General features: G+C 63.7%; 12 protein-coding genes. 4 read left to right on the forward strand and 8 right to left on the reverse strand.

Features of this window, described 5'->3' with window-relative positions; translation table 11 throughout:
• Positions 1–39: 39 nt before the first annotated feature.
• Positions 40–1,968 carry an asparagine synthase (glutamine-hydrolyzing) gene (asnB, locus tag CH275_RS14960; protein WP_094679095.1) on the reverse strand — a complete coding sequence of 643 codons (1,929 nt, stop codon included), beginning with the start codon at positions 1,966–1,968 and terminating at the stop codon, positions 40–42.
• 224 nt (positions 1,969–2,192) lie between these two features.
• Between asnB and ctaC the strand changes: the two genes are divergently transcribed.
• Both ctaC and CH275_RS14970 read left to right on the forward strand, forming a co-directional pair.
• Positions 2,193–3,272, forward strand: a complete 1,080-nt coding sequence (gene ctaC / locus CH275_RS14965) for an aa3-type cytochrome oxidase subunit II (protein ID WP_179276165.1) — start codon at positions 2,193–2,195, stop codon at positions 3,270–3,272.
• Between the two features lie 18 nt (positions 3,273–3,290).
• On the forward strand, positions 3,291–3,707 hold the full coding sequence (locus CH275_RS14970; RefSeq protein ID WP_094679096.1) for a cytochrome c oxidase subunit 4: 417 nt from the start codon (positions 3,291–3,293) through the stop codon (positions 3,705–3,707).
• Positions 3,708–3,996: 289 nt separating this feature from the next.
• Here the strand turns inward: CH275_RS14970 and CH275_RS14975 are convergent, their stop codons facing one another.
• The 5 genes from CH275_RS14975 to ctaE form a co-directional block, all read right to left on the reverse strand.
• Complete coding sequence (locus CH275_RS14975; RefSeq protein WP_094679097.1) at positions 3,997–4,272, reverse strand: helix-turn-helix domain-containing protein; 276 nt, start codon at positions 4,270–4,272, stop codon at positions 3,997–3,999.
• 215 nt (positions 4,273–4,487) lie between these two features.
• Positions 4,488–6,263: a cytochrome bc1 complex cytochrome b subunit gene (gene qcrB, locus CH275_RS14980; RefSeq protein WP_094679098.1), complete on the reverse strand. Its 1,776-nt coding sequence runs from the start codon at positions 6,261–6,263 to the stop codon at positions 4,488–4,490.
• Positions 6,260–7,471 (reverse strand): cytochrome bc1 complex Rieske iron-sulfur subunit, encoded by a 1,212-nt coding sequence (qcrA, locus tag CH275_RS14985; protein WP_256991033.1) that lies wholly within the window; start codon positions 7,469–7,471, stop codon positions 6,260–6,262. Before qcrA ends, qcrB begins: the two co-directional genes overlap by 4 nt.
• A complete protein-coding gene (gene qcrC / locus CH275_RS14990) occupies positions 7,468–8,316 on the reverse strand; it encodes a cytochrome bc1 complex diheme cytochrome c subunit (RefSeq protein WP_094679099.1) in 849 nt (282 codons plus the stop codon). The genes qcrA and qcrC overlap by 4 nt, the downstream gene beginning before the upstream one ends.
• A gap of 83 nt (positions 8,317–8,399) precedes the next feature.
• Positions 8,400–9,011, reverse strand: coding sequence for an aa3-type cytochrome oxidase subunit III (ctaE, locus tag CH275_RS14995; protein ID WP_032379071.1), 612 nt, complete (start codon positions 9,009–9,011; stop codon positions 8,400–8,402).
• Between the two features lie 151 nt (positions 9,012–9,162).
• On the opposite strand from ctaE, the gene CH275_RS15000 reads away from it, so the two are divergent.
• Positions 9,163–9,639 carry a hypothetical protein gene (locus tag CH275_RS15000; protein WP_094679292.1) on the forward strand — a complete coding sequence of 159 codons (477 nt, stop codon included), beginning with the start codon at positions 9,163–9,165 and terminating at the stop codon, positions 9,637–9,639.
• A gap of 50 nt (positions 9,640–9,689) precedes the next feature.
• Positions 9,690–10,751, forward strand: coding sequence for an anthranilate phosphoribosyltransferase (trpD, locus tag CH275_RS15005; RefSeq protein ID WP_094679100.1), 1,062 nt, complete (start codon positions 9,690–9,692; stop codon positions 10,749–10,751).
• Positions 10,752–10,760: 9 nt separating this feature from the next.
• Here trpD and CH275_RS15010 read toward each other — a convergent pair whose 3' ends face one another.
• Complete coding sequence (locus CH275_RS15010; protein WP_008715704.1) at positions 10,761–11,036, reverse strand: Lrp/AsnC family transcriptional regulator; 276 nt, start codon at positions 11,034–11,036, stop codon at positions 10,761–10,763.
• Positions 11,037–11,125: 89 nt separating this feature from the next.
• On the reverse strand, positions 11,126–12,841 hold the full coding sequence (locus tag CH275_RS15015; RefSeq protein WP_094679101.1) for a DEDD exonuclease domain-containing protein: 1,716 nt from the start codon (positions 12,839–12,841) through the stop codon (positions 11,126–11,128).
• Between the last annotated feature and the right edge of the window lie 69 nt (positions 12,842–12,910).

Raw genomic sequence — 12,910 nt, forward strand, 5'->3', positions numbered from 1 at the left:
GAAATCCACATTGATCCCGGCGGGAGACGGGTGTACCAGTCAGATGTTGACCGGGTATTCCGGTTCGGCGATCTGCGGCACGATGCGCTTCTCGACGAAGATCCCGTGCCACACCATGAAGATGATCAGGGTCCACAGGCGCCGGCTGTGATCGGACTTCCCGGCGCGATGGTCCTCGAGCATCGCGACGATCGCCGGCTTGTTCAGCAGGTGATCGGTCTGAGACTCCGCGATCTGCTGATGTGCCCAGTCGAAGAGTTCGGGGCCACGCAGCCAATGTCGGAGCGGCACAGGGAATCCCAGTTTGGCGCGGTGCAGCACGTGGCCCGGAACGATTCCTTCGAGCGCCTGGCGCAGAGCGTACTTGGTGGTGTCCTTGGTGATCTTCTGATCGAGCGGTAGCTTCTCGGCAACCCGGTGCACCTCCGAGTCCAGGAACGGAACTCGGAGCTCGAGCGAATTCGCCATGGTGATCTTGTCGGCCTTGACCAGAATGTCGCCGCGAAGCCAGGTGAACAGGTCCAGGTGCTGCATGCGGGCCACGGGATCCCACCCCTGCGACTGCGCGTAGATCGGTGCCGTGACGTCCTGATGGGTCCACTCGGATCGGAACTCGCGCAACACCGAGCGCAGCTGCGCGTCGTTGAAACTGCGCGCGTTGCCGTAGTAACGCTCTTCGAGAGTCATGGATCCACGGTTGAGCAGGCTCTTGCCGCGAGTGCCTTCGGGGATTCGCTCACTCAACGAGCCCGCCGCACGTCGAAGGAAAGCGGGAAGTGACTCGAACGGCTTCAACGACAGCGGCTCACGGTAGATGGTGTAACCGCCGAACAACTCGTCCGCACCCTCGCCGGAGAGCACGACCTTCACGTGCTTGCGCGCTTCCTTGGCGACGAAGTACAGCGGCACCAGGGCCGGATCGGCCACCGGATCGTCCAGATACCAGACGATCTCGGGGATGGACGCCGCGAACTCCTCCGGTCCGACGACTTTCACGATATGTCGGGCCCCGATGGCAGCCGCGGACTCCGCTGCCACGTCGACCTCCGAGTAGCCCTCCCGCTCGAATCCGGTGGTGAAGGTGATCAGATCGGGATTGTTCCGAATCGCCAGTGCCGCGATGGCAGTCGAATCGATGCCGCCGGACAGGAACGAGCCGACGCTTACATCGGCGCGCATGTGCTTGGCAACCGAGTCCTCCAGCGCTTCGGCGATCTCCTGGTAGCGAGCCTTCTCGCTGCCCGGTGCGAAGCGCTGCACGGGAAATTTCGGCGTGAAGTAGCGAGTGATCTTCGGCGGTGTACCGGGGGAGAGGGTCGCGTAGCAACCCGACTCGAGCCGTCGGACACCGGCGTGCAGGGTCTCGGGCTCGGGAACGTACTGGAGCACGGTGTAGTGCTCGATGGCGCGCTCATCGAGATCGTCGTCGACCCCGACCAGATCCATCAACTCGAGCACACTCTTCTTCTCGCTGCCGAACGCAGTACCGCCCGGGCCCGTGGCGTAGAACAGCGGCTTGATGCCGAACGGATCCCGTGCGATGAACATCTCGCGGGTCTCGGTGTCCCACACGGCGAAGGCGAACATGCCTCGCAGTCGCTGGACCGCGGCAGCACCCCAGTAGTGAAACGCCGCGACGATCGACTCGCTGTCACCCTCGGTGGCAAACTCTGCACCGTGGTCACGTGCCAGCTCGGCGCGCAGTTCCAGGTAGTTGTAGATCTCACCGTTGAAGACGAGGGCGTACCTGTTCGGCGACTCGGGCGGACCCCATCGCATCGGCTGGTGGGAATGCTCGATGTCGATGAAGGCCAACCTGTTGAACCCGTACACGACGTCGTCGTCGTGCCAGGTGCCACCGGGCTCGTCCGGGCCCCTGTGCCTCATGCAGTGGGTCGCCGATTTCACCAGTTCGACACCGGCGGCGGTCGTTCCGTGAGACGTCAGTACTCCGAGCAGTCCACACACAGCGTCTGCTACCTCTTCTCGCAGTTGGGGACAATGCAGGGATATCGGTCTCCGCGAGCGTCGTCAGCGGGACTGTCGATCAGGATCCGAGTATGCCGCAGACACGCTCTGTCGTAGGTAACGACCCAAGGGTGGTTCTCCGACTGCTTTGGTCTACGCTGCGTAGTACTCGGGCATCTCCATGTGGAAGCCCTTATTCTTCAGTGGTGGGCAATCAGGAAGGCGTGAACGTGGCGCAGAGTCGGATCCTTCGGCGAGCGGGGCTGACAGCATTTCTCGGTGTAGCCGCGTTGATGCTGTCGGGCTGTTCCATCAGCAGCGACAACGTACTCAATTTCGGTTTCGCCTCGGGCGTCACCCCGCAGGGGCGACGCATCGGCGACCTGTGGACGTGGTCGGTCATTGCTGCCCTGGTCATGGGCATCATCGTGTGGGTCTTGATCTTCTGGGTGGTGCTCTTCCACCGCAAGAAGAAGAGCTCCCCGGAGTTCCCCCGACAGACGGCGTACAACGTTCCTCTGGAGCTGTTCTACACCGCTGTTCCGTTCGTGATCATCGCCGTCCTGTTCTACTTCACCGTCGTGGTGCAGAACTACGTCGACGAGAAGCAGGCCGATCCCGACGTCCAGGTCGATGTCACGGCGTACCAGTGGAACTGGAAGTTCGGTTACCGCACCATCGACCTCAAGGACGGTGCCGCCAAGTACGAGGGCACCGACGAGGAAGAGCAGGCTGCTGCCGAGGCCGCCGCCACCCCGGGTGAGGGTGCGGAGGGTAGCGAGGACGGCGAGTTCGTTCCCGGAGCCATTCACGGAGCCACCCCGCAGGACCTGTCGTACCTGCACTACAACAAGATCGAGACTGTCGGATCGAGTGACGAGATCCCGGTCCTGGTATTGCCGACCGGCAAGCGAATCGAGTTCGTGCTTGCGTCCTCGGACGTCATCCACGGGTTCTGGGTTCCGGAGTTCCTGTTCAAGCGTGACGTTCTCCCCAACCCGGAAGAGAACCATTCCGACAACGTCTTCCAGATCAGCGAGATCGAACGCGAGGGGTCCTTCGTCGGCCGGTGCACCGAAATGTGTGGCACCTTCCACTCGATGATGAACTTCGAGGTTCGCGCAGTCTCTCCCGAGCGTTTCGAGCAGTACATCGAACTGCGCAAGCCGCTGTCCGAAGGCGGCGAAGCTCTGACCAACGCGCAGGCACTCGAGGCCATAGGCGAGAGCCCTCTGGCTACGAGCACCTCACCGTTCGAGACCGACCGCACCCTCCGTACCGCCGCTGTCGCCGAAGGCAACTGACCAAGGAAGCATGCTGATATGAAAATCGAAGCCAAGATCTTCGAGATCCTCACGGTGTTCTTCCTGCTGGTCGGCATCGTGTACGCATTGTTCACAGGGCTGAGCCGTACCGGAGTGGAGTGGGCCGGAGTCACCGCGATCTTCCTGTCGGTAGGCCTGACGTTGATCGTCGGTACCTACTTCCGGTTCGTCGCTCGACGCCTCGACACCCGTCCCGAGGACTTCGATGATGCCGAGGTCAGCGACGGCGCAGGCGATCTGGGCTTCTTCAGCCCCGGCAGCTTCTGGCCGATCGTGCTCGCAGGTGCCGCGTCCATCACGGCCCTCGGATTCGCCTTCTTCCAGCCGTGGCTGATCGCAGTGGGTGTCGTCTGCGTCATTCTCGCGGCCGCAGGTTTGGTCTTCGAGTACCACGTCGGTGCCGAGCGCCACTGATCCGGACTCGAGACCCGACCCGACTAGGGCCCCGACCCGTTCTCACGAACGGTCGGGGCCCTTTTCTGTGCCATCGGGACGGTCGGATGCATATCTGCGACCACAGCACGGGGGATCGTGGCTTACGGGGGTCAGGGGACCGGGTTCAAGCGACCGGGTTCAGGCGACGGGCATCGGGCGACGGGGATCGGGCGGAGACCACAGCACGGTGATCGACCAGCGAGGTCATAGAACAGCGCGGTCATAGGACACCAGAACGTTGATCCAGCCGAGTTGGGTGTCGCGGTCGTCAGGACGCGTCTGCCTCGGAATGCCTCGGCGTCGAGTCCGAGGCCAGGTGGGCCACTGTGTCCAACGAGATGTTCAATGCCCCGCACAGTGCCGCGACGGTGAAGAAGGCAGGGGTCGGGATTCGACCGGTCTCGATCTTCCGGAGAGTCTCGACGGAGATGCCGGCGGACTCGGCGACATCGGCCATGGTTCGGCTTCCTCGGTAACGCCGTAGAGCTGCACCGAGCCTGGCGCCGCGGGCGAGTTCACTGGGTGTGAGGGGAATGCGGACCATGTATCGATAGTAATACCGGTGGACGTACCCACGGAACCTCGTCGTCGAGGCGACCGGGGCCGACGTGCGGAGTCGTCGTGATCGGTGCGGTGCCCATACTCCAACGGGGGAGGGGAGTGGCCGTCGAGTGGCGCGCCCGCGTTCGTTGACTCGGACCGGATACACGAAGAAGGGCGGCACCGTTGCCGGTGCCGCCCTTCTTGGATACTCAGGTGTCAGCGATCGCTGTCGCTGTCCTGTCGACCCGAAGCAATTGCCGTGTCTTCGTGGCCGTTGCCGTTCGAGTGACCATTGCCATTGGAGTGGCCGTTCGAGTGCCCGTTGCCATTGCCATTGGAATGGCCGTTGCCATTCGAGTGGCCGTTCGAGCCGTTGCCGAGAATTCCCGCCTGGTAGTTGCGGAGCATCGCGAGCTGCTCGTGTTCACCCTTGTGCAGTGCCTCTTCGAGAGCCTTGCTCTGCGCCACCGGGTCCGGCGTGAACAGCGATCCCGAGCCGGGCTTGCCGGCCGAGCCGAGCTTGTTCATCTTCTTGGGTACCGGCGCGCCCTGGTAGTCGAGGGGAATCGGGTGTCCGTGATCGTCGACCGGTCCGAGCGGCTGGTGGATTTCCACGTACTGGCCGTGCGGGAGTCGCTTGATGATTCCGGTTTCGATTCCGTGTTCGAGTACCGCTCGATCGCTGCGCTGCAGACCGATGCAGAACCGGTAGGCAACGAAGTAGGCGATTGGAGGCAGAATCAGCACGCCGATTCGTCCGATCCAGGTCATGGCGTTGAGCGAGATGTCGAACTTGTACGCGATCAGGTCGTTGACGCAGGAGAGCGTCAACACGACGTAGAACGCGATGGACATTGCGCCGATTGCCGTACGGACCGGAACGTCGCGGGGACGCTGCAGCAGGTTGTGGTGTGCAGTGTCACCGGTGAGACGCTTCTCGATCCATGGGTAGGCGATCATGACCGTGAACACGAGGCCCATGATCACGGCGACCCAGAACACGGCCGGGATGGTGTAGCGACCGGCGATGTAGATCTCCCACGCCGGCCACAGTCGGGCCAGACCGTCGGTCCACATCATGTAGAAGTCGGGCTGCGAGCCTGCGGAGACCTGTGACGGGTTGTACGGACCGAGGTTCCAGATCGGGTTGACCTGAATCAATCCGCCCATAGCAGCGATGACACCGAAGGTGACGGCGAAGAATGCACCGGACTTGACGGCGAACACCGGGAGGATGCGAACGCCCACGACGTTCTTCTCCGTGCGGCCGGGTCCGGGGAACTGCGTGTGCTTCTGGTACCAGACCAACGCCAGGTGAGCGGCGATCAGAGCCAGGATGATGGCGGGCAACAGCAGCACGTGAGCGACGTACAGACGCGGGATGATGATCGTGCCGGGGAAGTCGCCGTCGAAGATCAACCAGTGCATCCAGGTACCGATGATCGGGATGCTCATCGTGATGCCGCCGAAGGCCGCCCGCAGGCCGGTGCCCGAGAGCAGGTCGTCGGGAAGCGAGTATCCGAAGAAGCCCTCGAACATCGCCAGGATGAGCAGCAGGCAACCGATGACCCAGTTGGCCTCGCGGGGACGACGGAACGCACCGGTGAAGAAGATGCGTGCCATGTGCACGATGATCGACGCCGCGAACATCAGCGCTGCCCAGTGGTGAATCTGTCGCATGAACAGACCACCGCGCACCTCGAACGAGATGTCGAGGGCCGTGGCGTACGCACGCGACATCGTCACACCGTTGAGCGGGGTGTACGCGCCGTCGTAGACGACCTCGCTCAGTGACGGATCGAAGAACAGGGTGAGGAAGACACCGGAGATCAGCAGAATCACGAAGCTGTACAACGCGATCTCGCCGAGAAGGAACGACCAGTGGGTGGGGAACACCTTGTTGATCTGTCGGCGTAGACCCGGTGCCAGGTGATAGCGGCTGTCTACGTCGTCAGCCTGCTTGGCTGCGAGGGTTTGCAATGAAGGACTCATGAATCACGCTCCGGTCGACGTTCCCAGAAGGCGGGGCCCAGTGCTTCGTGGAAATCGGCTCTGGCCACTAGGTATCCCTCCTCGTTGACTGTGATGGGAAGCTGAGGCAGCGCGCGCGCGGCCGGTCCGAAGATCGGCTTGGCGTACTCGAGCGCGTTGAACTGCGACTGATGGCAAGGGCACAGAATGCGGTTGGTCTGCTGCTCGAACAACGATGTCGGGCAACCCAGGTGCGTGCAGATCTTGGAGTAGGCGTAGTAGTCGCCGTAGTTGTAGCTCTCCTGGCCCTTGCGCTTGACGACCGTGCTGGCGGCGTCGGGACGGAGGCGGATGAGCATCACGGCGTTGCGAATGCCGCGCAGGGACACGAGCAGATCGTGCTCGCTCTCGCGGTCCGCTTCGCGGAACGGGAAGACGGTCTCCATGGCACCAGCGTCCAAGTCTTCTGGCCGAACGAGAACGACATCTTCCGGTCGCCCGGTGTCTCGTCGGAGGTAGATGGTCTCTCCATCGTAGCGAGGAGTCCAGCCGGATACCCACAACGGAGAATCTTCGCCCTTGGCCCACGGGTTCTTGATCAGACCACCGAGGGGGAGCAGAGCCATCACGCCGAGTGCGCCACCGCCGAAGAGCAACGATCGCTTGATCACCTTGCGTCGAGCGATCGTCGAGGTGTCGAACGAGTCGCCCAACTCGGCCACCAACGTCTTGCGGTCCGTCTCGGAAGAACTGCCGTCGTGGCGGTCCTGGATGGAGACCTCTTCGGGGATGAACTTCTTGGTGAACTGCACCGCACCGACGCCGACCGCGAGAATCGCCAGACCCATCGTTGCGCCGATCAGCGGGGTGTACAGCGAGTACGCCACGTAGTTCTCGTCACCGATCCCGGCGTACTGCCAGGGCCAGAAGAGATAGATGCCGATGAAGGCGACTGCGGACAGACCGGCGATCGCGAACCAGATCGCAACGCTGCGCTCGGCTCGCTTCTCCGCGCGAGTACCTTCCACAGCCCAACGGTTACGACGGAAGGCGACGTCGACACCGTCGAGATTGGTGCCGAGCGCGACCAGTTCGTCGCGGCTCATCGCGGCGAGTTCCTCGTCGGTGTACTTCTTGTCCGCGTTCACGCCTTCGGCACCGGATGCATCCTTGCGTCCGGACTCGTCGTCGTTGTTCGCGTCCTTACGGCCGGAATCGCCGTCGGTCATGATCTAGCTCCGATCCACAATGTTGCGCCGACGACTGCGGCAATTCCGACGACCCACAGGGCGATCATCTCGGTACCGGGACCGAAACTTCCGATGCTCCAACCGCCTGCGGGAAGCGTTTCCTGGGCCGACTTGACGTACGCGATGATGTCCGACTTCTCCTCGATCGTCAGCTGACGATCGGAGAACTTCGGCATGTTCTGCGGTCCGGTGACCATGGCGGTGTAGATCTCCTGCTCGTTGGCAGGGCCGAGGGACGGTGCGAACTTGCCCGAAGACAGCGCGCCGCCCTCACCGGTGAAGTTGTGGCAGGAGGCGCAGTTGAGCCGGAACAGCTCGCTTCCGCGTCCGATGTCGTCACCGCGCAGAGATTCCTGAGCGACCTCGCCGTTGTCGTCGAGGATCACCGTGGGTCCGCCGCCGTTGGCCTGGATGTAAGCACCGAGAGCGTCGATCTGCTTGTCGTCGAACTTCGGTGGCTTGCGCAGTGCCTGTGCCTCGTTGCGCACGGCGGGCATACGGCCACTCGACACCTGGAAGTAGACAGCCGCTTCGCCGACGCCGATCAGGCTCGGTCCGCGATCCTGGACGCCCTGCAAGTTCGCTCCATGGCACGTCACGCAGGACGTGTCGTAGAGCTGCTTGCCCTCACGGATCAACGCAGCCGAGTCCGTATCGGCGGTAGCGACCTGCGGGGTTGGGGTCAGGGCCGAAGCGAGGAATCCCGCGCTCAGGAGGCCCATCATCAGAACGAGAGCACCTGTGATGCGTCGGCGCGTCTTACGCTGCCGTCGCGTCTTGGAGGCGGCCTTGTCGACGGATGCTGCTGGGGGAGATGTGCTCATCTTCTATCCCTTGTCGTGTCGGGACGGACCGAACGTCGGGGGCTGAATCCGTTCGCTCGTTATCTTTGGCGTGCTGACTGTCACTAGCGGATGAAGTAGATCGTCGCGAAGAGGGCAATCCAGACGATGTCGACGAAGTGCCAGTAATACGAAACGACGATGGCGGCCGTGGCCTGCGCGGGCGTGAATTTGCTGACAAGAGTCCTGGTGATCAGGAAGACGAACGCGATCAATCCGCCGATCACGTGCAATCCGTGGAAGCCGGTGGTGATGTAGAAGACCGAGCCGTACACACTGCTCGACAGCGTCGTGCCCTCGTGCACCAGGTGGTAGTACTCGTACGCCTGGCCGGACACGAAGAACGCGCCCATGGCCAGCGTGATGATGTACCACCGTCGAAGGCCGAAGACGTCTCCACGCTCAGCGGCGAACACGCCCAGCTGGCACGTGAACGACGACGCGATCAGCACGGCCGTCACCGGAACGGCCAGAGTGAGGTTCAACTCGGTCGGTTCCGGCGGCCAATTTCCGTTCGCCTGGGCGCGCGCGACGAAGTACATCGCAAACAGCCCGGCGAAGAACATGAGTTCACTCGACAGCCACACGATCGTGCCGACGCTGACCATATTGGGACGGTTCAGCGAGTGCACGCGTTGGGTGATTGCCGATCCTTGAGTCCCTACAGCGCTCGTCACAAAGAGAAGTATGACCCGTCGTAGTACGGAAGGCATATCCGGGTCCGCTGTTGGCGCGTCGCGTGTCAACGAATCCGCGAGCGATGTTGTTCCCGTGCAGGTCGAGGGCCCCGTACGGGCCGGTAGGGTCCAGTCGTGCAAGGCTGGCCTCATGGCAAAGAGCACCGAAGGCGGGTGGTTTCGGCGGCTGTTCTCGCGGGCAGCCGCAGAACGTCTGGACCCCACGCGCGACGATCTGGTGATAGTGGCGAGTTGCTTCGACGATGCGCAGGCATGTTCGGCTGTGCTCGAGGACGCGGCTCGAACACAGCCGGTGTGGACGGCGGCGTCGGACGTGCTGCTCCGGCATCATTTGCTGCTACCCGCACATGAAGTGGAGGACGCCGCGTCCGTCGCGGCGCAGGACGGCTACGAAGTCGGCCCGAACGTCGAACTGCCGAACAGTCCCGGCTATCGCCCTACGGTCGACGACGGCGTCCCACTCGTCCTTCAACGTGTGCAGGTGCTCGACGCACTGCACTGCTCGCAGGAGCGTTCGCGTATGGCCGGCCTCGCCCAGCGTCGAGCAGGAGCCGTGTTGGGGTGGGATGCATTGCAGCCTGCGCCGACCGACGCAGCGTCTGGCTAAGCTTCCACCGCACCAAGGCCGCCGCCACGGACCGACGAACGGAACCAGCCATGAACGCACCGACCGCAGACGATCAGCCGCGAACCTGGCGTCGAATTCTCGGCGCGTTGACCACGCACACCGACCTGTCCAGCGCCGACACGGGGTGGGCCATGGACGAGATCATGGCCGACAATGCGACGGCCGCACAGATCGCAGCATTCGGAGTCGCACTCAGGATGAAAGGGCCGACTCCGGCGGAGGTGAGTGGGCTGGCCGAGTCCATGCTCGCGCACGCGGTGCTGGTGGATACCGACACCGACGCCGTCGACGTCGTGGGCACCGGAGGTGACGGAGCCGACACCGTCAACATCTCGACGATGGCCGCGATCGTCGTTGCCGCCAGTGGAATCCGAGTGGTCAAGCACGGCAACCGCGCGGCGTCGTCCAAGAGCGGCACGACCGATGTGCTCGAGGCGCTCGGTGTCCGGGTGACGCTGGGAGCCGACGCGGTCGCGTCGAGCGTCGAACAGGTAGGTATCGGATTCTGCTTCGCGCCGATCCACCACCCGGCACTGCGCTTCGCCGCGGCACCGCGCAAGGAGATCGGCATCCCGACGGTGTTCAACGTGCTGGGGCCACTGACCAACCCGGGCCGCCCGCGCGCAGGCCTGATCGGCTGCGCCTTCGAGAGTCTGGCTCCCGTGATGGCCGACGTGTTCGCCGGCCGCGGTAGCTCGGTGCTGGTCGTGCGCGGCAACGACGGACTGGACGAGATCACCCTCTCCACCACCACGACCGTGCACGTGGTGTCCGACGGCTCGGTGACCGTCGAAACCATCGATCCACCCGACTACGGAATCGACCGAGCACCCATCGAGGCACTCCGAGGCGGCGACGCCGAGTTCAACGCAGCCGTGGCGCACCGAGTCTTCGCCGGTGAACGAGGACCGGTTCGTGACGCAGTACTACTCAACGCAGCGGCGGCCATGGCGGCACATCACGGGGTGTCGGATGACCTCACCGCCCGAATGAAAGCCGGATTGGCAACCGCTGCAACGACTCTCGACTCAGGAGCCGCCGCGAGGCTACTCGCCGACTGGGCGCGCTGCACCACGGCGTTGGCCGACTGACGAACGGGCCTACTCGCCGATCGAGAACCCGGCATCGACGTCGGCACTCGAATAGGACTGAAACGCGATGTGGGTCGTGGTGTTTCGCACACCCCGCACCCGGTTGATGTGCTTGGTGATGACCTCGGCGATCGAGGCGTGATCACGTACCTTGACGATGGCGATCAGATCGACATCTCCTGCACACGAATAGACCTCCGACACGCCATCGACATCGGCAACAGCCTGCGCGGCCTCCGGAATCAAGTCTGCCTCGGCGTCGATCAAGACGATGGCATTGATCATCTGTGCTCCTCATGCGTCCCGAACTCGATGTGCGACGAGCTCCACCCAACCCTAGTTCCACGACTCGTTCCGCGGGCTCCACTCCTGCCTCAACGGTCGTTCCGCGGGCTCCACTCCTGCCGCGCGGCTTCTCTCGCCGTTCGACACCACCCTTCCCACGAACCCGCAGACCGCGCGGGGCTGCAGTAGCCACTGCTGGTGCGGACGATACGAACTCCATCGGTGCGCAGCCACGACGCGATGAGTCCGACCTCCTCAGGCGGCGCACCTCGCAGCGGCGTCGTATCGGGGAGCACCGTTTCGGCGGATGCGGTGATGGCGTCGACGACGGGCATCGGGTGTACCCCACGCGGTGCGACCGCAGCGCCTGCCAGGCGACCGAAGCGGACCACGATCAACTCCCATCCACCGTCTGCCGTCCGCCGTGCCGCAACGAGTTCGGCAATGGCGGCCACCGCCGACGATCGGTGCATCCTGCGTAGCGCGTCGACGGTGATCGTGATCCGGTCTCGCAGGCGTGCGGCAGTCTCGTAGAGCTCGCGGTCCGCGAGTTCGCCTACTCGCCGGCGCATGGAATAGAGGATCGCGTCGTCCTGGCCGCACACGAGCGCCAGAAACTGTGTCGGTGCGGCGGAGTACTCGTCCGCCGTCAACGGCCCGGACAACGCCGCTGGGCAGCCGCCGACATCGGTCGACGGGCAGCTGTCGCCGTGCCGAACCGAACGAGCCAGACGACGAGTACACGTGCGCAGACGACAGAACTCCGCCACCAGCGCGGCCGCCTCCGCGGCATCACCACGAACCGAGAACGGTCCGAGACTGTTGGGTGTCGGCGAGCGGACGATCGACAGACGCGGGAACGCCTCGTCGGTCAGGGTGATCCACCACCCCTTCTTCGGAAACTTCGAGCGACGGTTGTACGGCGGAATGTGAGCAGACAGCAAGCGCAGTTCTCGGACGCCGGCTTCGAGCGCGTGTGCACATTCGACATGATCGACTCGAGTGGCCAGGGAGACCATCTCCTTCATCCGACCCCTGGTCTCCGAACCGGTGAAGTAGTTGCGTACCCGGCGCTTGAGATTGTTCGAGGTACCGACGTACAACACCTCGTCGGACGGACCGCGAAACAGATAGACGCCGGGTGCGCCGGGCAGGTGCGCGGCCAACCCCCGTTTGGCCCGCTGGCCGGCAGACACGGCCGGAAGGTAGTCGACCAACTCGGCGTAGCTGTGGACTCCCTGATTGCCCACGCGTTCGATCAGGCCGTGCAGAACGTCGACGGTGGCGCGAGCGTCGTCGAGCGCTCGGTGCGTCGGCCGAGTGCCGGACCTGAACAGTGTCGACAGCGCCGAGAGTTTCACCGACGGTGCCTCGTCGCGCGTGAGCACTCGGCGAGCCAGCTTGACGGTGCACAGCACCTGGAACCGAGGCCACGCTATGTCGAGGCGACTGGCGGCGGCCTTGAGGAACCCAGTGTCGAACCCAGCGTTGTGGGCCACCAACACCGAGCCTCGTGCGAATTCGAGGAAGCCCGGCAGCACCCGTTCGATCCGAGGCGCGCCGATGAGCATGGCCGAGGTGATGCCGGTGAGTTCGACGATGTACGGCGGTATCGATCGACCCGGGTCGATGAGCGTCGCGAACTCACCGAGTATCACGCCACCTCGAACTTTGACTGCCCCGATCTCGGTGATGGCCTCGGTGTCTGCGCTGCCGCCTGTGGTCTCGAGGTCGACGACGACGAACGTGGTCTCGTGCAGTGGGGTGTCCAGTTCGTCGAACGTCAGCTGGATGGGCAGGCTCACCCGAACAACGTTAGGGCCGACGTCCGACAAGAACGTTCATCACGCCGACGAACGACGTCGTGTCACGAA

Source organism: Rhodococcus sp. 06-235-1A (assembly GCF_002258785.1).
Taxonomy (GTDB): domain Bacteria; phylum Actinomycetota; class Actinomycetes; order Mycobacteriales; family Mycobacteriaceae; genus Rhodococcoides.

Coding starts and splice junctions, on each gene's coding strand:
- trpD (WP_094679100.1), top strand. CDS start 9,690: ATGAACGCACCGACCGCAGACGATCAGCCGCGAACCTGGCGTCGAATT.
- qcrA (WP_256991033.1), bottom strand. CDS start 7,471: ATGACCGACGGCGATTCCGGCCGTAAGGACGCGAACAACGACGACGAG.
- CH275_RS15010 (WP_008715704.1), bottom strand. CDS start 11,036: ATGATCAATGCCATCGTCTTGATCGACGCCGAGGCAGACTTGATTCCG.
- qcrB (WP_094679098.1), bottom strand. CDS start 6,263: ATGAGTCCTTCATTGCAAACCCTCGCAGCCAAGCAGGCTGACGACGTA.
- CH275_RS15000 (WP_094679292.1), top strand. CDS start 9,163: ATGGCAAAGAGCACCGAAGGCGGGTGGTTTCGGCGGCTGTTCTCGCGG.
- CH275_RS14975 (WP_094679097.1), bottom strand. CDS start 4,272: ATGGTCCGCATTCCCCTCACACCCAGTGAACTCGCCCGCGGCGCCAGG.
- qcrC (WP_094679099.1), bottom strand. CDS start 8,316: ATGAGCACATCTCCCCCAGCAGCATCCGTCGACAAGGCCGCCTCCAAG.
- CH275_RS14970 (WP_094679096.1), top strand. CDS start 3,291: ATGAAAATCGAAGCCAAGATCTTCGAGATCCTCACGGTGTTCTTCCTG.